This window comes from Streptomyces prunicolor NBRC 13075 (assembly GCF_000367365.1).
Taxonomy (GTDB): Bacteria; Actinomycetota; Actinomycetes; order Streptomycetales; family Streptomycetaceae; genus Streptomyces; species Streptomyces prunicolor.
Genome location: NZ_BARF01000011.1, coordinates 62,432 through 83,907 on the forward strand (window position 1 = coordinate 62,432; position 21,476 = coordinate 83,907).

General features: G+C 69.3%; 18 protein-coding genes. 11 read left to right on the plus strand and 7 right to left on the minus strand.

Translation table 11 applies throughout. The features are described from left to right. Window positions 1-118 precede the first annotated feature (118 nt). The gene (locus SPR02S_RS05020; protein ID WP_026150230.1) at window positions 119-1,273 is read left to right on the plus strand and encodes a cystathionine gamma-synthase; all 1,155 of its coding nucleotides are present in this window, start codon (window positions 119-121) and stop codon (window positions 1,271-1,273) included. Between the two features lie 10 nt (window positions 1,274-1,283). Here SPR02S_RS05020 and SPR02S_RS05025 read toward each other — a convergent pair whose 3' ends face one another. The 3 genes from SPR02S_RS05025 to SPR02S_RS05035 all read right to left on the minus strand — a co-directional run bounded on the left by SPR02S_RS05025 (window position 1,284) and on the right by SPR02S_RS05035 (window position 2,724). Further along, complete coding sequence (locus SPR02S_RS05025) at window positions 1,284-1,532, minus strand: hypothetical protein (RefSeq protein WP_019055838.1); 249 nt, start codon at window positions 1,530-1,532, stop codon at window positions 1,284-1,286. Window positions 1,533-1,575: 43 nt separating this feature from the next. Continuing rightward, window positions 1,576-2,079, minus strand: coding sequence for a sigma factor-like helix-turn-helix DNA-binding protein (locus tag SPR02S_RS05030; protein WP_019055839.1), 504 nt, complete (start codon window positions 2,077-2,079; stop codon window positions 1,576-1,578). A 147-nt stretch (window positions 2,080-2,226) separates the two neighbouring features. Next, window positions 2,227-2,724, minus strand: coding sequence for a MarR family winged helix-turn-helix transcriptional regulator (locus SPR02S_RS05035; protein WP_019055840.1), 498 nt, complete (start codon window positions 2,722-2,724; stop codon window positions 2,227-2,229). Window positions 2,725-2,887: 163 nt separating this feature from the next. On the opposite strand from SPR02S_RS05035, the gene ilvA reads away from it, so the two are divergent. From ilvA to SPR02S_RS05050, 3 genes are all read left to right on the plus strand, one after another. Continuing rightward, entirely contained in the window at window positions 2,888-4,117 is a 1,230-nt protein-coding gene (ilvA, locus tag SPR02S_RS05040) for a threonine ammonia-lyase (protein WP_019055841.1), read from the plus strand. Between the two features lie 192 nt (window positions 4,118-4,309). Beyond that, window positions 4,310-5,341, plus strand: coding sequence for a daunorubicin resistance protein DrrA family ABC transporter ATP-binding protein (locus tag SPR02S_RS05045; protein ID WP_019055842.1), 1,032 nt, complete (start codon window positions 4,310-4,312; stop codon window positions 5,339-5,341). Then, window positions 5,338-6,195 (plus strand): ABC transporter permease, encoded by an 858-nt coding sequence (locus SPR02S_RS05050; protein WP_019055843.1) that lies wholly within the window; start codon window positions 5,338-5,340, stop codon window positions 6,193-6,195. The genes SPR02S_RS05045 and SPR02S_RS05050 overlap by 4 nt, the downstream gene beginning before the upstream one ends. Before the next feature lie 112 nt (window positions 6,196-6,307). Here the strand turns inward: SPR02S_RS05050 and greA are convergent, their stop codons facing one another. Both greA and SPR02S_RS05060 read right to left on the minus strand, forming a co-directional pair. After that, window positions 6,308-6,808, minus strand: a complete 501-nt coding sequence (gene greA, locus SPR02S_RS05055) for a transcription elongation factor GreA (RefSeq protein WP_019055844.1) — start codon at window positions 6,806-6,808, stop codon at window positions 6,308-6,310. Window positions 6,809-6,976: 168 nt separating this feature from the next. Next, window positions 6,977-7,375 (minus strand): DUF4307 domain-containing protein, encoded by a 399-nt coding sequence (locus tag SPR02S_RS05060; protein ID WP_019055845.1) that lies wholly within the window; start codon window positions 7,373-7,375, stop codon window positions 6,977-6,979. A 146-nt stretch (window positions 7,376-7,521) separates the two neighbouring features. Here SPR02S_RS05060 and mca point away from each other — a divergent pair, with 146 nt between their 5' ends. Both mca and SPR02S_RS05070 read left to right on the plus strand, forming a co-directional pair. After that, window positions 7,522-8,382 (plus strand): mycothiol conjugate amidase Mca, encoded by an 861-nt coding sequence (mca, locus tag SPR02S_RS05065; protein WP_019055846.1) that lies wholly within the window; start codon window positions 7,522-7,524, stop codon window positions 8,380-8,382. Beyond that, complete coding sequence (locus tag SPR02S_RS05070; protein WP_026150232.1) at window positions 8,375-8,656, plus strand: hypothetical protein; 282 nt, start codon at window positions 8,375-8,377, stop codon at window positions 8,654-8,656. The genes mca and SPR02S_RS05070 overlap by 8 nt, the downstream gene beginning before the upstream one ends. A gap of 29 nt (window positions 8,657-8,685) precedes the next feature. On the opposite strand, the gene SPR02S_RS05075 is transcribed toward SPR02S_RS05070, so the two are convergent. Together SPR02S_RS05075 and SPR02S_RS05080 are read right to left on the minus strand one after the other, a co-directional pair. Further along, window positions 8,686-11,889 carry a tetratricopeptide repeat protein gene (locus SPR02S_RS05075; protein ID WP_019055848.1) on the minus strand — a complete coding sequence of 1,068 codons (3,204 nt, stop codon included), beginning with the start codon at window positions 11,887-11,889 and terminating at the stop codon, window positions 8,686-8,688. A 163-nt stretch (window positions 11,890-12,052) separates the two neighbouring features. Next, complete coding sequence (locus SPR02S_RS05080) at window positions 12,053-12,619, minus strand: Uma2 family endonuclease (protein WP_019055849.1); 567 nt, start codon at window positions 12,617-12,619, stop codon at window positions 12,053-12,055. Between the two features lie 101 nt (window positions 12,620-12,720). Here SPR02S_RS05080 and SPR02S_RS05085 point away from each other — a divergent pair, with 101 nt between their 5' ends. From SPR02S_RS05085 to SPR02S_RS55135, 5 genes are all read left to right on the plus strand, one after another. Then, window positions 12,721-14,748: a thioredoxin domain-containing protein gene (locus tag SPR02S_RS05085; protein WP_019055850.1), complete on the plus strand. Its 2,028-nt coding sequence runs from the start codon at window positions 12,721-12,723 to the stop codon at window positions 14,746-14,748. A gap of 192 nt (window positions 14,749-14,940) precedes the next feature. Next, window positions 14,941-16,209 carry a glycosyltransferase gene (locus tag SPR02S_RS05090; protein WP_019055851.1) on the plus strand — a complete coding sequence of 423 codons (1,269 nt, stop codon included), beginning with the start codon at window positions 14,941-14,943 and terminating at the stop codon, window positions 16,207-16,209. Beyond that, window positions 16,206-17,852, plus strand: coding sequence for an ArnT family glycosyltransferase (locus SPR02S_RS05095; RefSeq protein WP_019055852.1), 1,647 nt, complete (start codon window positions 16,206-16,208; stop codon window positions 17,850-17,852). Before SPR02S_RS05090 ends, SPR02S_RS05095 begins: the two co-directional genes overlap by 4 nt. After that, window positions 17,852-19,054: a glycosyltransferase gene (locus tag SPR02S_RS05100; protein WP_019055853.1), complete on the plus strand. Its 1,203-nt coding sequence runs from the start codon at window positions 17,852-17,854 to the stop codon at window positions 19,052-19,054. Before SPR02S_RS05095 ends, SPR02S_RS05100 begins: the two co-directional genes overlap by 1 nt. Continuing rightward, window positions 19,051-21,468 (plus strand): galactose oxidase family protein, encoded by a 2,418-nt coding sequence (locus SPR02S_RS55135; RefSeq protein ID WP_019055854.1) that lies wholly within the window; start codon window positions 19,051-19,053, stop codon window positions 21,466-21,468. The genes SPR02S_RS05100 and SPR02S_RS55135 overlap by 4 nt, the downstream gene beginning before the upstream one ends. Window positions 21,469-21,476: the final 8 nt, after the last annotated feature.

Consider the following 21,476-nt stretch of genomic DNA (forward strand, 5'->3'; position numbering starts at 1 on the left):
CCGACAATTGGCGAACCCGGTCCACCGCCCTGTGGAAAACTCCCCCACCCCGCCCCGCGGCCCTGTGGAAAACCTCCGGATCGTCGTCCACCCCGCAGGCGCACTACGCTCGGGGCTCATGAGCGACAGGCACATCAGTCAGCACTTCGAGACCCTCGCGATCCACGCGGGCAACACCGCCGATCCCCTGACCGGCGCGGTCGTCCCGCCGATCTACCAGGTCTCGACCTACAAGCAGGACGGCGTCGGCGGTCTGCGCGGCGGCTACGAGTACAGCCGTAGCGCCAACCCCACCAGGACCGCCCTGGAAGAGAACCTCGCCGCCCTGGAGGGCGGCCGCCGCGGCCTCGCGTTCGCGTCCGGACTGGCGGCCGAGGACTGCCTGTTGCGTACGCTGCTCAGCCCCGGCGACCACGTCGTCATCCCGAACGACGCGTACGGCGGCACGTTCCGGCTGTTCGCGAAGGTCGTCTCCCGGTGGGGCGTCGAGTGGTCGGTCGCCGACACCAGCGACCCGGCGTCGGTACGGGCCGCCATCACCCCGAAGACCAAGGTCATCTGGGTCGAGACCCCCTCGAACCCGCTGCTCGGCATCACCGACATCGCGGTCGTCGCGCAGATCGCCCGGGACGCGGGCGCGAAGCTCGTCGTCGACAACACCTTCGCGACGCCCTACCTCCAGCAGCCGCTGGCCCTCGGCGCGGACGTGGTCGTGCACTCCCTGACCAAGTACATGGGCGGTCACTCGGACGTGGTCGGCGGCGCGCTGATCGCGGCCGACGAGGCGCTCGGCGACGAACTGGCGTACCACCAGAACGCGATGGGCGCGGTCGCCGGGCCCTTCGACTCCTGGCTGGTGCTGCGCGGCGCCAAGACGCTGTCGGTGCGCATGGACCGGCACAGCGAGAACGCCACCAAGGTCGCCGAGATGCTCACCCGGCACGCACGCGTGACGCGCGTGCTCTACCCGGGACTCCCGGAGCACCCCGGTCACGAGGTCGCCGCCAAGCAGATGCGGTCCTTCGGCGGCATGGTCTCCTTCCAGGTCGAGGGCGGCGAGGAGGCGGCCGTCGAGGTCTGCAACCGCGCCAAGGTGTTCACGCTCGGCGAGTCCCTGGGCGGCGTCGAGTCGCTGATCGAGCACCCGGGACGCATGACGCACGCGTCCGTGGCCGGTTCGGCCCTGGAGGTCCCCGGCGACCTCGTACGCCTCTCCGTGGGCATCGAGAACGTGCAGGACCTCCTGGAGGACCTGCAGCAGGCCCTGGGCTAAGCCCTCGGTTTCACCAACCTGTCAGCGGTGGAGTCGTCTCCGACGGCGGCTCCACCCAGGGATGGGCCATCAGCGCCCACACGGTGAACGCCACGACCGCCGACCACAGCAGCAGCCACATCAGCCGCCGCGCGGCCCTCCTGCGGCGCAGCATCCGGCCGCCGCGGCGCAGCACGTCCGCGTACAGCTCCGGCGGCACCTGCGGCGGAGTCCGCTCCATGAGCTGCCGTACGGTCGCCTCCCGCTCGGGCTTGTTCACGCGCGCGTACCCCCGCTCCGCGGCCTCAGAGGCCTCGTGGGCTTCATGACGGCACCACCTCGGCCCCCGCCACCTTCGGTGCCGGACCGCGCGGCGGATGCAGCAGGGTCGCCGTCGACCGCTCGCAGATCGCCCGGACCCGTTCCGTGGAGAGGCCGAGCAGCGCGGCGGCCTGTTCCTCGGCGACCCCCTCGTACAACCTGAGGACGACGATCAGCCGCTCCTGGGGCACCAGCGCGCCCAGCGGGCTGCCGGGATGGGGGCGGGCCCGGCCGAGGCCGCCGTACTGGTGCCAGGCCGTGCGGGCGAAGCGGGTGGCCAGGTACTGGCGGGCACGGTCGTACGGGTCCTCGCCGCGCAGCCGGTCCCAGCACGCGTACGTGTGTGCCAGGGACAGCGTCAACAGGCGCCGCGCGCGCGGGTTGTCGTCCGGGGCCTCCGCGGTCAGCAGCGTGGCGGCATGCAGCAGCCGCCCTGCCGCGCCCGCGACGAACGCCTCGAACTCCCGGGCCCGGCGGGCGCCTTGGGACGCCTGCCGTTCTCGCACCGCGCAGCCTCCCCCCTGAAGGACCCGGTTTCATATGAGGCCAGGGTCGTCGCGAGGTCAAGAGTTCGGTACGAAAGGCGGGAGTCGGGCAGCACGCGCGCGTGCCCGCGACCTCGCAGGAAGCCGCGTCCTTCAGGAAGCCGGCAGTCAGGAAGCGGACGGCGGCTCGTTGCCCGGGACCGCCATCCGCGCGGAGAGGGCGCTGTTGAAGCGTGTGAGGAGCGCGCAGAACACCTCGCGCTCCTCCGGCGCCCAGTCGTGTGTCAGCTCGTCCATCAACTGACGCCTGGACGACCGGACTTCCTCCAGTCGCGACTGCCCGCGCGGGGACAGCTGCAGTACCACCGCGCGGCCGTCCTCGGGGTGCGAGGTGCGCTTGACGAGCCCGGTGTCGACGAGCGGGGCCACCTGCCGGGTGACGGTCGAGGAGTCGATCCCCATGCTCGCGGCGAGCGCCTTGACGCCCATCGGACCTTCCTTGTCCAGGCGGTTGAGCAGCAGATACGCGGCGCGGTCCATGGAGTTGCGCACCTGTCCGACTCCGCCGAGCCGGGTCTGTTCGGCACGGCGCGCGAACACCGCCACCTCGTGCTGCAGCGTGTCGAGGAGACCGGGTTCACCGACGGTCGTCATGTCCATCGACATTTCAGGTGTTGTGGGCATGGCCGGGGGCTCGCTTCATGAAGGGGGTGCTGGGTTGGGGGACAGGGTACGCGGATGGAAGGCGGCCCGTACCGGCGCTGCGCAAACCAGTCTCGGAGCTTGGTCACAGCCGTGCCGTGCGCCTGTGAACTGCGATGCTTGAGTCATGAGCTACAGCACGGCTGACTCCTTGCGACCCGTCACCCTCGACGATGTGCGCGGCGCCCAGAAGATGCTCACGGGCGTGGCGCGGGTGACCGCGATGGAAGGCAGCAGGCACCTGACCCAGCTCGTTGGCTCGCCGGTGCACTTCAAGTGCGAGAACCTCCAGCGGACCGGCTCGTTCAAACTCCGCGGCGCCTACGTCCGTATCGCCGGACTGCTCCCCGAGGAGCGCGCCGCCGGTGTCGTCGCCGCGAGCGCCGGAAACCACGCCCAGGGAGTCGCCCTCGCCTCCGCACTCCTGGGCGTGCGCTCCACGGTGTTCATGCCCAAGGGCGCGCCCCTGCCGAAGATCAGCGCCACCAAGGAGTACGGCGCGGAGGTGCGCCTGCACGGCCACGTGGTCGACGAGACACTCGCCGCCGCGCAGGAGTACGCCCATGAGACGGGCGCGGTGTTCATCCACCCCTTCGACCACCCGGACATCATCGCGGGCCAGGGCACGGTCGGCCTGGAGATCCTGGACCAGTGCCCCGAGGCGCGCACGATCGTCGTCGGGATCGGCGGCGGCGGGCTCGCGGCCGGTATCGCGGTCGCCGTGAAGGCACTGCGGCCCGACGTACGCATCGTGGGCGTACAGGCGGCGGGGGCGGCCGCGTTCCCGCCCTCGCTGGCGGCCGGTCGCCCGGTGGCGATCAAGAACCCGGCGACGATGGCCGACGGCATCAAGGTCGGCTGCCCCGGCGAGGTGCCGTTCGGGATCGTCGCCGACCTGGTGGACGAGGTCCGCACGGTCAGCGAGGACGAGCTGTCCGCCGCGCTGCTGCTGTGCCTGGAGCGGGCCAAGCTGGTCGTCGAGCCGGCCGGTGCCAGCCCCGTCGCCGCGCTGCTGAGCGATCCGCAGGGCTTCGAGGGACCGGTCGTGGCGCTGCTGTCCGGCGGGAACGTCGACCCGCTGCTGCTCAACCGCATCCTGCGCCACGGCATGTCCGCGCAGGGCCGCTACCTGGCCGTGACGCTGCGGCTGACGGACCGGCCGGGGGCCCTCGCGACGCTTCTCGGGGTGTTGTCAGTGGTCGACGCTAACGTCCTCGATGTGAGTCACGTCCGGACCGATCCGCGGCTCGGGCTCACGGAGGCGGAGGTCGAGCTGCATCTGGAGACGAAGGGTCCGGTGCACTGCGCCGAGGTCGGCCACGCCCTGCGCGACGCGGGCTACACGGTCATCGACTGAGGTCAGAGGCAGTTCCCGCGCCTCCCGTCCCCTGCCCTGTCACTCGTTCGAGAAAATCTGTTGAGAGACGCGATACATCGCGTTATGGTGTGTCTCGTGTCGCCCGCAGGCGAAAGCATGCCGTTCCCATGGGCAGAACGAAAGACACATACCTAGGCTTTTCGAAGAATCCCCGACGACGTGGAGACTGATATGCCAGGCGCCATCTATGCCGAAGGCCTGGTGAAAACCTTCGGCGATGTGAAAGCTCTGGACGGCGTCGACCTCGATGTCCCCGAGGGCACCGTGCTGGGCCTGCTCGGGCCCAACGGCGCGGGCAAGACGACCGCCGTCCGCTGCCTGACCACCCTGCTGCGCCCCGACAGCGGCAAGCTGCTCGTCGCCGGCCTCGACGTGCTCAAGCAGCCCAACGAGGTACGGCGCTCCATCGGCCTCTCGGGCCAGTTCGCCGCGGTCGACGAATACCTCACCGGCCGGGAGAACCTTCAAATGGTCGGCCAGCTCTACCAGATGAAGGCCAAGGCCGCGAAGGCCCGGGCCGACCAGCTGCTCGACCAGTTCAACCTCGCGGACGCCGCCGACCGCACGGCCAAGACCTACTCCGGAGGCATGCGCCGCCGACTCGACCTGGCGGCGGCGCTCGTCGTCTCCCCGCCCGTCATGTTCATGGACGAGCCGACCACCGGCCTCGACCCGCGCAACCGCCAGATGCTGTGGGAGGTCATCAAGCAGCTCGTCTCCGGCGGTACGACACTCCTGCTGACGACCCAGTATCTGGAGGAGGCCGACCATCTCGCGCACGACATCGCGGTGGTCGACCACGGCCGTGTCATCGCCCGCGGCACCTCCGACCAGCTCAAGGCCCGCACCGGCGGCGAGCGCGTCGAGGTCGTCGTGCACGAGCGCGACCACATCGCGATCGCCTCGGCCCTCTTGGACAAATACAGTCTCCGCGGCTTCGGCAAGGGCGACACCGCCGTCGAGGAGCACATCCGCAAGATCACCACGCCCGTCGCCGGCGGGGCCAAGCTCCTCGCGGAAATCATCCGCGAGCTGGACACCCAGGGCATCGAGATAGACGACATCGGCCTGCGCCGCCCCACCCTCGACGACGTCTTCCTGTCCCTGACGGGCCACCTGGCCGAGGAAAAGGCCGAGGACAACGGCACGGACACGAACCAGACCCCCAAGGACCGCAAGCAGAAGAAGGAGGCCGCGAAGTGAGTGCCGTCACCGATGCCGCGCCGATCGCGGCGCCGAGCAGCGCGCTGGGCCAGTCCGTGCACGACTCACTGGTCGTCGCCAAGCGGAACCTGATTCGCATGAGCAGGATTCCCGAGATGGTAATTTTCGGGCTCATCCAGCCGATCATGTTCGTGGTGCTGTTCACCTACGTCTTCGGCGGTTCCATGCAGATCGGCGGCAGTACCAGCGCCACCGACTACAAGAACTTCCTGATGGCCGGCATCTTCGCGCAGACCGTCACCTTCGCAACTGCAAGCTCCGGCGCGGGCATCGCCGACGACATGCACAAGGGCCTCATCGACCGGTTCCGTTCGCTGCCCATGGCGCGCGGTGCGGTGCTGACCGGGCGGACGCTCGCGGACCTCGTGCAGACCGCGCTGACCCTGCTGGTGCTCGCGATAGTCGCGCTGCTGGTCGGCTGGCGGGTCGGGTCGGACGGGGGCACCAATGCAGGCAAGGTGCTCGGTGCCTTCGGGCTGCTGCTTCTGCTCGGGTACGCGTTCACCTGGATCGGCGCCCTGATCGGGCTCAGCGTCCGTACGCCCGAGGCGGCCACCTCCGGCGGGCTGATCTGGCTCTTCCCGGTGACGTTCATCTCGAACGCCTTCGTGGACACCAGCAACATGACCCCGTGGCTGCGGCACATCGCCGAGTGGAACCCGTTCAGCGCCACCGTGCAGGCCTGCCGGGTGCTCTTCGCCAACCCGGGACAGTCGCCCTCGGACGCCTGGCCCATGGTGCACCCGGTGTGGGCCTCACTGATCTACTCGCTGCTGATCATCCTCGTATTCCGGACGCTGGCGGTGCGGAAGTACCGCTCGGCCACGGCCTGAGAAGGCACGCGAGGCGCCTGCCCGAGCATGACGGAACCCCCGGCGCCGCAAGGCCGCCGGGGGCTCGTCGAAGGCGATGGACCGCTTTCGCGGGTCAGCCGTTGTTCGCGGGTCAGCCGTTGTACGGGTCGGCCTTGAGGATCGTCACCGAGGCCTTCTTGCCGTTGGGCAGCTCGTACTGCGCCACCTCGCCGACCTTGTGGCCGAGCACGCCGGAGCCCAGCGGGGACTGCGGCGAGTAGGTCTCGATGTCGGCGCTCGCGTACTCGCGCGAGGCCAGCAGGAAGGTCGTCGTGTCGTCCTCGTCGCCGTCGAAGGCGATCGTCACGACCATGCCGGGCGCGACCGCGCCGTCCGTCGACGCCGGGGCCTCGCCGACCTTGGCCTTCTCCAGAAGCTGGGTCAGCTGGCGGATGCGGAGCTCCTGCTTGCCCTGCTCCTCCTTGGCCGCGTGGTACCCGCCGTTCTCGCGCAGGTCGCCCTCCTCGCGAGCGGCCGCGATCTTCACGGTGATCTCGGCGCGCGCGGGACCAGACAGGTACTCCAGCTCGTCCTTGAGCTTGGTGTACGCCTCCTGCGTGAGCCAGGTGACGTCTTCGCTGGTCTGGGTCACAGGTGCTCCTCGTAGGTACTGGGAATACAAAGCATCGCCCTACCCAGAAGAATGTTCCTTCATGGAAGGGCGAAACCACGAGCCTAACAATTCAACGGCGTCAGGGGGAGGACATAAGCCGTCAGATATACGTCAACGCTGGTCAGCGCCTACGTAACGAGGGTGACGTCAGTCGGAGTGGCAGCCGAGCAGTTCGGCGGTCGTGCCCCTGGCCGTCGTACGCAGGGTGACGACCTTGTCGATGCTGGTCGCCGAGCCGCCGAAGTGGAAGTCGGCGCGGCCCACCTCGGACTGGTCGGCGGCCTGGGAGCGCAGGGTGCAGTAGCCGGTGGTCCCGGAGTCCTTGTGGACCTCCAGATGCACCTTGACCTCGTTGCCCGAGGCCTGGAAGGTGATCACCTCGGCGCTGATCTTGGCCTCGACGACGTAGTGGTAGGCGAAATAGCCGACCAGGGCGAGCACGACCGCCGCGCAGACGGCACCGGCGATCTTGAGCTTGTGGTCGGCACGCTCGTCCGACGAGCGGCCGTAACGGCCCTCGGGCAGTCGCGTACTCGCCGTACTCATGATCGTCCTCTCGGCAAGGGGCCGTAGAAGCGGACCCCCGGAATTATTCGCCCCCGGATTCGGTCACTATAGAAGCCGCCGATCGCACCCGTTCATGCGGGCGCCGACTTACGAGGATTTGAGTCTTGACTGACCAGCTGCGACTGATGGCCGTCCACGCGCACCCCGACGACGAGTCGAGCAAGGGCGCGGCCACCATGGCGAAGTACGTGTCCGAGGGGGTGGACGTGCTGGTGGTGACCTGCACGGGCGGGGAGCGCGGCTCCATCCTCAACCCGAAGCTCCAGGGCGACACGTACATCGAGGAGAACATCCACGAGGTGCGCAAGAAGGAGATGGACGAGGCCCGCGAGATCCTCGGCATCAAGCAGGAGTGGCTCGGTTTCGTGGACTCGGGGCTGCCCGAGGGCGACCCGCTGCCGCCGCTGCCCGAGGGCTGCTTCGCGCTGGAGGACGTCGACAAGGCGGCCGGTGAGCTGGTGAAGCAGATCCGTTCGTTCCGTCCGCAGGTGATCACCACCTATGACGAGAACGGCGGTTATCCGCACCCCGACCACATCATGACCCACAAGATCTCGATGGTGGCGTTCGAGGGCGCGATGGACACCGAGAAGTACCCGGAGTCGGAGTACGGCACGGCGTACGAGCCGCAGAAGCTGTACTACAACCAGGGCTTCAACCGTCAGCGCACCGAGGCCCTGCACCATGCGCTGATCCAGCGCGGCCTGGAGTCGCCGTACGAGGAGTGGCTCAAGCGCTGGGACGAGTCGGGGCACACCGAGCGCACGCTCACCACGCACATCCCCTGCGCCGAGTTCTTCGAGATCCGGGACAAGGCGCTGCTCGCGCACGCCACGCAGATCGACCCCGACGGCGGCTGGTTCCGGGTCCCGCTGGAGCTCCAGAAGGAGGTCTGGCCGACCGAGGAGTACGAGCTCGCGAAGTCCCTCGTCGCCAGCTCCCTCCCCGAGGACGACCTCTTTGCGGGCATCCGCGACAATGCCTGACATGAGCTCAAGCGCAGCCCTGGCAATGACGCACCTGGTCCCCCTCGCCGAGGTCGACGAGAACAAGGTCACCCCCGGCGTCCTCGGCTTCATCGTGTTCGCGGTGATGGCCCTGGCCGTCTGGGGCCTGATGAAATCGATGAGCAAGCAGATGAACAAGGTCGACTTCAAGGAGGGCGCGGACCCGAGGGCCGAGTCGACCGCCGAGTCGACCGCGGAATCGAAGGCCGGCTCAGGGTCCGCCCCGGCCGAGCCCAAGGCCAAGCGGGGCTGACCCGGCCGGTCCGGGCAGGCCAGGGGAGGTCAGGGGGTGCCGGACACCGCCACCCCCATCACCTCCCGCGCATGCCGGCTCGGCACCATGCCCAGCCGCCACGCCTGCCAGCCCGCCTCCAGATTCACGCCCCGCTCCAGCAGCAGCTGGTACGCCTCCACGTAGTCGTGGAGTTTCTCGTCGCGGTACGGGTTGCCGGTGCGGGACAGCTGGGCCAGTTCCTCCTGGGCGACCGCCGTGCCGACCTCGACCCCGCCGGGGGCCGCGTACGGCAGGAGCGTGGCGCGCAGGAAGTGGGCCCAGTCCTCGCCGCGGTGGTCGCCGTACGAGGTGAACAGGCTCAGGGCCTCGTCGCACAGTGTCAGTGCCTGGGGGGTACGGGCGTTGCCCGCGTCGACGACCGCGAGTTCCAGGCAGGTCCAGGCCTCGCCGTGGGCGACGCCGATGCGCTGGAAGTCGGCGCGGGCGTCGACGAGGAGCTGGCGGGCGAAGCCGGAGTTGCGCAGCGAACCCGTCTGGGCGGCGCGCTGGTCGCGGGTCACGCGTGCCGAGTGGTGCCGGGCGCAGGCGAGGCCGTAGACGTCGCGCATGCGGGAGAACATCGTGCGGGAGCGTTCCAGCTCGCGCACCGCGAGGTCCAGGTTGCCGGTCTCCTCCAGGGCCTGGCCGAGGTAGTAGACCGTCCAGGCCTCGCCGCGGGCGTCCTCGTTGTCGCGGTGCCGGGCGGCTGCCTGGCGCAGGCCGTCGACCGCCGGGGACGGGTCGCCTGCGACCAGTCGGGCGCGGGCCAGCTGGGTCAGGGCCCAGGCCTCGCCGCGGGCGTCGCGGGTGCGGCCGTAGAGGCCCAGGGCGGTGCTGAGTTCGGACTCCGCGCGGGGGATGTCGCCCATGCGCAGGCCGAGTTGGCCGAGCTGGAAGTGGGCCCAGGCCTCGCCGTGGACGGATTCGCCGGCGTGGTGCAGGACGAGGGATTCGGTCAACAGCCGCATGGCTTCGGGGAGTCGGCCGCGGTCGCGTTCCACGGCGGCCAGCGCGTGCATGGTCCAGGCGCGGTCCGTGGCCAGTTGGGGCGGGGCCTGGAGGTCGAGGGCCTCGCGGAGTTTCGCCGCGGCCTCGGTGAGGTTGCCCTGGTGGTGGAGGGTGATGCCGAGCGAGCACAGGGCGCGTGCGGCGCCCGCGTCGTGATGGGCCTCCATGTAGAGGTCGACGACGGAGGTGAGGGTGGTGCGCGCCTTGTCGAGTTCGCCGAGCTGCCGGGCCGCGATACCGGTGCGCCACTGCACCGAGCGCAGCAGCAGTCCCTGGTCGACCGCCTGCGCCAACTCGCTGATCTCACCGAGTCGGTAGAGGTCGCCGCGCAGCAGGCAGTAGTCGCACAGCGCGCCCAGCAGATTCAGTACGGCGCCCTGGTCGACGCCCTCCGCGTGGCGCAGCGTCGAGGTGATGAAGCTCGACTCGTCGTCCAGCCAGCGCAGCGCCTCGTCGAGCGAGGTGAAGCCGTGCGGGCCGAACCGGTCCGAGCGCGTCGACATGTTGCCGTCGACCAACCGCAGGACGGAGTCGGCGAGTTCGCCGTAGTTCACGATCAACCGCTCCTGCGCGGCGGTACGTTCGGCCGACTCCTCCTCGTCGAGGAGGCGGGCCTGGGCGAAGGCGCGGACCAGGTCGTGCAGGCGGTAGCGGGTGCCGCGGACGTGGTCGATGAGGCCCGCCCGGGACAGGGCGTCGAGTTGGCGGGTGGCCTCCGTGTCGTCGGTGGCCAGCAGGGCGGCGGCAGCCGCCGCGCCGAGCGAGGCCCGGCCGGCCAGTGCCAGCCGGCGCAGCAGCCTGCGGGCCTGGTCGGACTGGTCGGTGTAGCGCAGCCACAGCGCCCGTTCGACCGGTTCCACCGGGCCGTACGCCCCCAGATCCGTGGCCAGTTGACGCGGTGAGCGCGGGCCGAGGGACGAGCCCGCGATCCGCAGGGCCAGCGGCAGTCCGCCGCACAACTCCCTGATCCGCTCGTCGGATTCGGCGTCGTACGGCTCCGAACCGTCCTGTGCCGCCGCGCCCAGCAGTTCCTCCGCGCCCGCCGCGTCCAGCGGTTCCACCGGCAACTGGTGGACCCAGGCGGCCAGTTCGGCGGGCAGGTCGAGGGGCTTGCGGGCGGTGACCACGACCAGGCTGTCCGAGCGCTCGGGCACCAGGGTGGCCACCTGCGCGACGTCGGAGGCGTCGTCGAGGACGATGGTCACCGGGAGGCCGGTCAGCTGCTGGTGGTACAACTCGCCCAGCCGCTTGACCTGTTGGTCGGGGGAGGAGCGTTCGCGGAAGAGCAGTTGCTCGCGGGGCGCGCCGAGCCGGTTGAGCAGGTGCAGCAGGGCGTCGCGGGTGGGCAGCGGCGGCTCGCCCGGGCTGTCGCCGCGCAGGTCCACCACGCAGGCACCACGGAAGTGGTCCCGCAGATCGTGCGCGGCCCGCACCGCGAGGCTGGTGCGCCCCGAGCCGGGCGCGCCGTGCAGCACGACCACGGTCGGCCGGGTCTCCGTACTCGCGCGGGCCGCCTGCACCAGTTGCCGAATACGGGCCAGCTCCACCCGCCGACCGGCGAACGCGCCCACGGCATCCGGAAGTTGACCGAAAGACTGCTCCAGCACACTCCGCCTGCGCGCCGCCGCGCTCTTGTCCGCACCGCGCAACTGCGGCCCCGGCTTCTTCGTCGGCCCGGTGGAAGCGGCGAGCACCCGCTGCTGGTCCAGGAACGGCCGGATGCCCCGCACCTCCAACGCCGTCAGCCACTGCAAGCGCAGCTGCTCGGGGCCACCGGGCTGGCTCACGGCCCCGGCGCGGTGATGCGCGGCGGGCAGATGGGAGGCGGTCACCTTCACGACGGTCGCCGCGGCGCCGACGACGCCGACGGTCACCCCGGCGCCGAACGCCGTACCGGTGTCGGTACCGAGGGCCAGGTCGGCCACCACGGCGGCGACCGCCGCAACGCCCGCCACCAGCAAGGGAGTTGCCCCACCCTCCTTGGCGTACCGCTGCCCGAAGCTGACCTGCCCGGCCGCGGCCTCGTCCAGCGCCCCGGTATAGGCCTCGTACTCCTCGGCCGCCGTCTGGGCCATCGCGTCCAGAGCGGCTCGGGACCGCGCCAGCAGCACCTGCCCGTCGGTGCGCCCGCCGGAGCGCCGCACCTCCTCCTCCACGGCCCGAGCCAACAGCCGCTCGGCATCGGTCCGATGGCCGTCCCGCATGTCACGTCCCCCTCCGGCGGCAACTCCTTGGCCTATGAGTGTCCTTCGGCGAGGGCGGGAGCGCGAGAGGGCGACGATCAACCGTTGGCCGTGACGATCAACCATGCACCGTGACGATCGATCGTTCGCGGTGCGGAAGTGGAAGCGGAGGGAACGCTGCTCGTCAGACGGATCCCAGGTCGACGGTCACGGCGAAAGGCGCGGCGGCCTTGATCACACCGGTGAACATCTCGCCGTCCCGATACCCCTTGGTGGCAGGGTCGAGAACGTACGTGTAGATGATCGGGACACCGGTGGCGGCCTGTTCGACACGCCAGTAGAAGGGGATGCCGGCCTTGGCGTACTGGTCCACCTTCACGATCCGGTTCGTGGTCTCGGAGCCGGGCGACACGACCTCGACGACCAGGAGTACGTGCTCGGGGCGAGTGGGCGTGACGTCGATGGTCTCCGCCCGGTACACGGCGACGTCCGGACGCCGGTTGGTGAGCGGAACGTCCTGCAGACGGACATCGAAGTCCGTGTCGGCATTCCAGTCCGGGCCTGCGGCGTTGTTCAGGGCGTTGGCCAGGATTCGGGCCAGCCGGGTGTGCCGCTTGGACGCACTCGGGCCCACCACGACCATCCCGTCCACGATCTCGATGCCGGCGCACTGCTCCTCGGACCAGGAGTCGTACCGCTCCGCGCTGATCTGCGTGTGCATCCAGGCGGGCACGACCATCTCGGCGGTCATGGCGCACCTCCTCGGAGGATGCCCGACGGTTCCGGTGCTGCTCGGCTCAGCCTACTGTCCTGTGCCGGGCCGCCGGTGAGCGACGTGAGAGGGTGAGGGGCGTGAACCGACTGGCCCATGAGACCTCCCCCTACCTCCTCCAGCACGCCGACAACCCCGTCGACTGGTGGCCCTGGTCGCCCGAGGCCTTCGACGAGGCGCGGAGGACGAACCGGCCGGTGCTGCTCAGCGTCGGGTACAGCAGCTGTCACTGGTGCCACGTCATGGCCCACGAATCCTTCGAGGACCAGCCCACCGCCGACTACCTCAACGAGAATTTCGTCAGCGTCAAGGTCGACCGCGAGGAACGACCCGACGTCGACGCCGTCTACATGGAGGCCGTTCAGGCGGCCACCGGTCAGGGCGGCTGGCCCATGACCGTGTTTCTCACGCCGGACGCCGAGCCCTTCTACTTCGGGACCTACTTCCCGCCCGCGCCCCGTCACGGCATGCCCTCCTTCCGGCAGGTGCTGGAGGGGGTGCGCAGTGCCTGGACCGATCGGCGGGACGAGGTCGCCGAGGTCGCCGGGAAGATCACGCGGGATCTGTCCCAGCGGCAGATCGACTACGGCGGTACCGAGGCCCCCGGCGAGGAGGAGCTGTCCGGCGCGCTGCTCGGGCTCACGCGGGAGTACGACCCGCAGCGCGGCGGATTCGGCGGTGCGCCCAAGTTCCCGCCGTCCATGGCACTGGAGTTCCTGCTGCGGCATCACGCCCGCACCGGCTCCGAGGGTGCTCTGGAGATGGCCCGGGACACCTGCGAGCGGATGGCCCGCGGCGGGATCTATGACCAACTCGCGGGCGGGTTCGCCCGTTACTCCGTCGACCGTGACTGGGTCGTCCCGCACTTCGAGAAGATGCTCTACGACAACGCCCTGCTCTGCCGGGTCTACGCCCACCTGTGGCGCAGCACCGGCTCGGAGCTGGCCCGGCGCGTCGCCGTCGAGACCGCCGACTTCCTCGTGCGTGAACTCCGTACGAACGAGGGCGGGTTCGCCTCCGCCCTCGACGCCGACAGCGACGACGGGACCGGTAAGCACGTCGAGGGTGCCTTCTACGTCTGGACGCCCGAGCAGCTCACCGAGGTCCTCGGAGCGGCGGATGCCGAACTCGCCGCCCAGTACTTCGGCGTGACCGAGGACGGGACCTTCGAGGAAGGGCAGTCCGTTCTTCAACTGCCGCAGAGTGAAGGGGCCTTCGACGCCGAGAAGATCGAGTCCGTGAAGAGCCGTCTCCTGGACGCCCGTTCGCAGCGGCCCGCCCCCGGCCGCGACGACAAGGTGGTCGCCGCCTGGAACGGCCTCGCGATCGCCGCACTCGCCGAGACCGGCGCGTACTTCGACCGCCCCGACCTGGTCGAGGCCGCCGTCTCCGCCGCCGATCTCCTCGTACGCCTGCATCTGGACGAGCACGCCAAGCTGGCCCGCACCAGCAAGGACGGCCAAGTCGGGGCGAACGCCGGGGTGTTGGAGGACTACGCCGATGTGGCCGAGGGGTTCCTCGCGCTCGCCTCGGTCACGGGGGAGGGGGTCTGGCTGGAGTTCGCCGGGTTCCTGCTCGACCACGTTCTCGCCGGGTTCGTCGATGAATCCGGGGCGCTCTACGACACCGCCTCCGACGCCGAGCAGCTCATTCGTCGGCCGCAGGATCCGACCGACAACGCCGCCCCGTCCGGCTGGACCGCCGCCGCGGGCGCGCTGCTGAGCTATGCCGCGCAGACCGGCGCCGAGCCCCATCGCACCGCCGCCGAACGGGCGTTGGGGGTCGTCAAGGCGCTCGGGCCGCGCGTGCCGCGGTTCATCGGGTGGGGGCTGGCCGTCGCCGAGGCGTATCTCGACGGGCCGCGCGAGGTCGCCGTCGTAGGGCCCTCGCTCGGTGATGAGTCCGCAAAAGCCTTGCACCGTACGGCACTTCTGGGGACCGCGCCCGGGGCCGTGGTCGCCTTCGGGGTCGCGGGGAGTGACGAACTGCCGTTGCTCGCCGACCGGCCCTTGGTCGACGGTGGACCGGCCGCGTACGTTTGCCGTAACTTTACCTGCGACGCGCCGACGACCGACCCCGAGCGGCTGCGCACCGCGTTGACCAGGTGAAACGACAGAGTCGTAACCACCTCAAACGCGACCAGTGCGAGAAATGCTCACGTGGGGGCCTCATTGTGATGAAACACGCTCTTCACTGAAATCACCTGTTCGCTTCACAGGTCGCCCATAGTCTCTGCCTCGTGACGCGACGGACGTAACTCACCGTCGTGCCGGGGGGATTGGGATCTGGGGGGATCTGTTGTGCTGACGTCTGTCTTCATCGCTGTCGTTTCGCTGGCCCTGTTCTGGATGGCCGCCTTCACCCTGTGGTGGCAGATGCACGCGTGGCGTACGCCCGAAGTGCTCGCCTCCACCCGATTCAGCAGACCGGACGGGGACGAGCACGTCTCGTTCTCGTTGCTGCTGCCGGCCCGGCACGAACAGGCCGTGCTCGACCACACCATCCAGCGGCTGCTGGAGTCCACGCACACCGACTTCGAGATCATCGTGATCGTGGGGCACGACGACCCCGAGACCGCGGCGGTGGCGAACAGCGCCGCCGAACGCGACCCGCGCGTCCGTGTCGTCGTCGACACGCACGAGAAGAAGAACAAACCGAAGGCCATGAACACGGCGCTGCCGCACTGCCGCGGCGATGTCGTCGGGGTCTTCGACGCCGAGGACCAGGTCCATCCGGAGCTGCTCGCCCACGTCGACCACGCGTTCCGCACGACGGGAGCGGACGTCGTCCAAGGCGGGGTCCAGCTCATCAATTTCAACTCCAGCTGGTACAGCCTGCGCAACTGCCTGGAGTACTTCTTCTGGTTCCGGTCCCGGCTGCATCTGCACGCGCAGAAGGGGTTCATCCCGCTGGGCGGCAACACCGTCTTCGTGCGGACCGACGTCCTGCGCGAGGCCGACGGCTGGGACCCCAACTGCCTTGCCGAGGACTGCGACTTGGGCGTCCGGCTGTCCAGCGTCGGCAAGAAGGTCGTCGTCGCCTACGACTCCGACATGGTGACCCGGGAGGAGACCCCCGGCTCGCTGATGTCGTTGCTGAAGCAGCGAACTCGCTGGAACCAGGGCTTCCTTCAGGTCTACCGGAAGAAGGACTGGAAGCAACTCCCGGGATTCGGGCAGCGGTTGCTCGCCCGCTACACGCTGATGACGCCGTTCCTGCAGGCCTTCTCCGGGGTCATCATCCCGCTCAACGCGGCGGTCGCGCTCTTCCTGGACGTGCCGGTGGGCATCGCCTTCCTCACCTTCCTGCCGCTGGTCACCGCCGCCGTCACCTTCGTGTTCGAGGTCGTCGGACTGCACGACTTCGGCAAGCAGTACGGACTCCGCGTCCGCGCCGTCCACTATCTGAAGCTCGTCGTGGGCGGCCCCTTCTACCAGGTGCTCCTCGCCGGAGCCGCGATGCGCGCAGTGTGGCGTGAGCAACGCGGCCAGAACGACTGGGAGTTGACCTCCCACGTCGGCGCGCACCTCACCGAAACCGCAGTGACCCGAGAGGACGTTCCTGCGTGACCTCCACACTCCCCGCGGTGACCACCACGGTCCCCGCGCAGCGGCAGCCTGCGCCTGAAACCGGTTCGGCCAGTCGAACAGCGCCACCTTCACGGCTCCGTTCCTCCCGTTCCGACCTGCTCCTCTGCGGCCTGCTCCTCGTCGCGATCCTCGTCGTGCAGGGCTGGAACATCGCCGACTACCCGACGCTCAGCGACGACGAGGGCACCTACCTCGCCCAGGCCTGGGCCGTCCAACAGGGCACAGGCCTGGCCCACTACACCTACTGGTACGACCATCCGCCGCTCGGCTGGATCCAGATCGCCCTGCTCACCTGGATCCCCGCGCACTTCAGCCCCGACTCGATGACCGTCGGCACCATGCGCCTCGCGATGCTGGTCATCAGCGCGATCAGCGCGGTCCTCGTCTACGTCCTCGCCCGCCGGCTCTCGCTCCCGCGCTGGGCGGCCGGACTCGGCATGGTGCTCTTCGGGCTCTCCCCGCTGTCCGTGATCCTCCAGCGGGAGATCTTCCTCGACAACATCGCCGTGATGTGGATGCTGCTCGCGTTCTGCCTGGCCGCGTCCCCAAGTCGCCATCTCTGGCACCATTTCGGGGCAGGTCTGGCCGGTGCGGCCTCGGTCCTCACCAAGGAGACGATGGTCATCGTCCTGCCCGCGCTGCTGCTCACCATGTGGCGCCACGGACACCGCGACACCCGCAAGTTCGCGCTCACCGGAGCCATCACCGCCTGCGTCCTGATCGGCTTCGCGTACCCCCTCTTCGCCCTGCTCAAGGGCGAGTTGCTGCCGGGCAGCGGCCACGTCTCCCTCTGGGACGGCCTCAAGTACCAGATGACCAGACCGGGTTCGGGCTTCATCCTCGACCAGGGCACGGGCTCCTACGGCGTCCTCCACTCCTGGCTCTACTACGACCGTGTCCTGCCGCTGGGCGGTCTCGCCGGGGCGCTGCTCCTGCTGGCCACCTGGCGCTGGTCGGTCACCGCCCGCTCGCTCGCCGGACCGGCCATGACCGTGGCGATCCTCGCCCTGGTCTCGATGCGCCCCAACGGCTATCTGCCCGCGATGTACATCATCGGCGCGCTGCCCTTCCTCGCGCTCGTGCTGGCCGGGGGCACCGCCTCCGTCGCCCACGCGGTGCTGCGCAGATGGCGGAGCGAGGGGGAGAACCGGTACGTCACCGGGGGTCGGTACACGCTCGCCGTGGTCCTCGCGATCGCGGCCGGCGCCTATGTCGTACCGAAGTGGTACGACGGCGACCGCACCGCCATGACCACCGACGCCAACGCCCCCTACCGGGCCGCCTCCCAGTGGCTGTCCACCGAGGTCGCCGACCCGAAGGACACCCGCGTCCTCGTCGACGACGCGCTCTGGCTGGACCTGGTGCACGCCGGGTACCGGCCCGGGCTCGGGGTGATCTGGTTCTACAAGGCCGACCTCGACCCGGCCGTCACCAAGACGATGCCGCACGGCTGGAAGGACATCGACTACGTGGTGGCCTCCCCGACGGTACGGCGCGACGCGGTCGACCTGCCCAACGTCAAGGCGGCGATCGAGCACTCCACCCCGGTCGCCACCTTCGGCACCGGCGACGACCGCATCGAGATCCGGCAGATCCAGCCCGAGACCGTGGGAGCCCAGTGATGAGCCAAGAATCCACAGTCCCCGGTGAGTTGGGCGATCCGGCCGTACGCGGTGCCGAGATCGCGGAGCCGGGCGCCGTCACCATCGTCGTACCGACCTTCAACGAGTCCGCGAACGTACGGGAGTTGCTCCACCGCATCACCGAATCGGTGCCTACCAGGCTGCCTTGCGAGGTCGTCTTCGTGGACGACTCCACCGACGACACCCCCGAGGTGATCTCCGAGGCGGCGCAGGACTGCCCGTTCCCGGTGACCGTGCTGCACCGGGAGGAACCGGTCGGCGGGCTCGGCGGCGCGGTCGTCGAGGGGATCAAGGCGGCGACGTCCGACTGGATCGTCGTCATGGACGGCGACCTCCAGCATCCGCCGTCCCTGGTACCGGAGTTGGTCGGCACCGGCGAGCGCGCGAACGCGGGGCTCGTCGTCGCCTCCCGGTACATCAAGGGCGGCAGCCGCGAGGGACTGGCGGGCGGATACCGCATCGCCGTTTCCCGCGGGGCGACTTGGCTGACCAAGACGCTCTTCCCGCGCAAACTCCGCGGTATCAGCGACCCGATGAGCGGCTTCTTCGCGATCCGGCGCAGCGCGGTGACGGCGGAGGCACTCAAGCCGCTCGGCTACAAGATCCTGCTCGAACTCGCCGTACGCAGCCGTCCGCGCCAGGTCACCGAGGTGCCGTTCGTCTTCCAGGACAGGTTCGCGGGGGAGTCCAAGTCGACTGCGCAGGAAGGCTTTCGCTTCCTCCGCCACCTCCTCGGCCTGCGCACCGCCTCGCCGGTCGCGCGCATGGTGGTCTTCGGCCTGATCGGCGCCACCGGCTTCATCCCGAACCTGGTCGGCCTGTGGGCGCTCACCAAGACGGGCATGCACTACGTCCCCGCCGAGATCCTCGCCAACCAGCTGGGCGTGGCCTGGAACTTCTATCTCATCGAGCACCTGCTGTTCCGCGACCGGCGCCGGCACCGCAACTGGTGGGACCGGGCGGGCCGGTTCGCGCTGCTCGCCAACGCCGATCTGGTGCTGCGGATCCCGCTGATCGCCCTGTTCATCCACAAGTTCGGCATGGGCGCGCTGTCGGCGACCGCGCTGGCGCTCATCACCACCTTCGTCCTGCGCTTCGTGGGCACAGAGGCGTTGGTCTACCTCCCGAGTCGCAAAGGGAGCCGCAAGGAGAGCCGTACAGCACCAAGGAGAGCCGAGTGAACAAGTACCGCAGAAGAACCGCCTTCGTCGGGGTGGGCGCCCTGACCGCCGGGCTGCTGCTCACCTCGCCGCAGTCCGCCGAGGCCGCGAACCTCGTCATCAACCCGGGCTTCGAGACGGCGGGTACTGACGGGATGCCGTCCTGCTGGGAGAAGTCCGGCTGGGGCGACAACGACTTTGATTTCGCCACGACTTCGGACGCCCACTCCGGTTCGAAGGCCATGAAGGTCACCGTGACGCGGCGGGTGGACGGTGACCGAAAGGCGCTGATCACCGAGTCGACGGCTTGCGCGCCGGTGGTGACGGCGGGCAAGCAGTACGACCTCGGGCTCTGGTACAAGACGACCACACCGGACGCGAACATCACGCTGTTCCGGCACGACGCGACGGCCGGCTGGCAGTACTGGAGCGACCTCAAGACCCTGGAGATGCAGGGCAGTTGGACCCAGGCCACAGTCCGTACGCCCGAGGTGCCCGCCGGTACCGACCGGATCACCTGGGGTGTTTCGGTGTACGGCACCGGGTCCGCGACCACCGACGACTACACGATGGACCAGGTCCCGGACACGCTGCCACCCGCGACCTGCACGGCGACCGCCGAGGAGTGCGCGAACGGCCGTTGGGACGTACTCCCGACCCAGAACCCTGTCCGCTCGATGCACTCCGTCGTGCTCAACAACGGCAAGGTGCTGCTGATCGCGGGCTCCGGCAACAGCCAGGAGCAGTTCGACGCGGGGACGTTCACGAGCGCGGTGTACGACCCGGTCGCCGGGACGTACAAGGTGATCCCGACGCCGAAGGACATGTTCTGCTCGGGGCACATCCAGTTGCAGGACGGCCGGGTGCTGGTGATGAGCGGCAACAAGGCGTTCCCGGCGGCGGACGGCTCGCACGGGTACGAGGGGTACAAGGACTCGTACATCTTCGACCCGGCGACCGAGACGTACAGCAAGACGAACGACCTCAACGACGGCCACTGGTACCCGTCGGCGACCGAGCTCGGCAACGGTGACGTCATCTCCTTCGGCGGGCTGCGCGAGGACTCGACGGGTTCGGTGACCGCCGAGTACTGGTCGGACGCCCAGCAGAAGTGGCTGCCGTTGTCGCAGGTCAACCAGACCTGGTCGTACTGGGGGCTGTACCCGTCGATGGTCCTGATGCAGGACAGCCGGCTCTTCTACACGGGCAGCCATGTCTTCGGGAACAACATCCCGGGGACGGGCAGCGCGATCTACGACTACGGCGCCAACACGATCACTTCGGTCTCGGGACTCCAGAACAAGGACCAACGCGACCAGTCCGCAAGCGTGTTGCTGCCTCCGGCGCAGGACCAGAAGGTCCTCACCGTCGGCGGCGGCAACATCGACTCCAACCCGGACGCGAACCGGCTGACCGACATCATCGACCTCAAGGCCGCGAACCCGACTTACACGGTCGGTCCCCAAATCCCGCAGGGGACAGTCGACTTGGGGAACGGCCCGGTGGCCGAGACCGGCGCCCAGGGCAAGATGTACGTGTCCACCGTGATCCTGCCGGACGGCACCGTCCTGGAGACGGGCGGTGGGCTGCACAACCGCGCGAACCCGGTGTACGAGGCGTCGATCTTCGACCCGACGACCACGACGTTCGACCCGGTGGCCGCCGACCCGGAGGCCCGCGGCTACCACTCCTCCTCGTTCCTGCTGCCGGACGGCCGGGTGATGTCGACCGGTGACAACCCGGGCAACGGCACCTGGAACCACAACGTGTCGATCTACACCCCGCCGTATCTCCTCAAGGGCACGCGGCCGACGATCACTTCGGTCATCGACAACGAGTGGGAGTACGGCGACACCCAGACGATCACCGTCGACCGGCCCATCGCCAAGGCCGAGTTGATCCGTCCGGCGGCGGTCACCCACTCCTCGGACCCGAACCAGCGGTTCGTGGACCTGCCGCTCTCGGTGAACGGCAACACGGTCGACCTGAACGTGACGAGCAACCCCAACCTGGCCCCGCCCGGCTGGTACATGCTCTTCGCGGTCGACGCCAACGGGGTTCCGTCGGTGGCCAAGTGGGTTCATCTGCAAGGCCCTTCGGCCCTGACCGCCTCGGACGCCTCGGCCCACGTCCACTCCTTCGCGGACTCCCTGAAGGGCAAGGTCACCGAGCCCGGCAAGAAGCGCACCTCGCAGAAGGTCAGCACGACCATCTCCGGCTGCGACCGGCACTACGGCACGATCAACGTCTGCGTCCCGACGGCCTTCCCGACCGAGGTCAAGTCGACTACCGCGGCCCGCTGTTCATGGCTCCAGCAGAACGACTACGGCCGCCTGAAGGTCAACGGCAAGGACGACCCGCTGCGGCTCGACCCGAACAGGGACGGGGTGGCTTGCGGGAAGGGTGACGTCAAGACCGTGAAGAAGAAGGGGTAGTTGTCGCC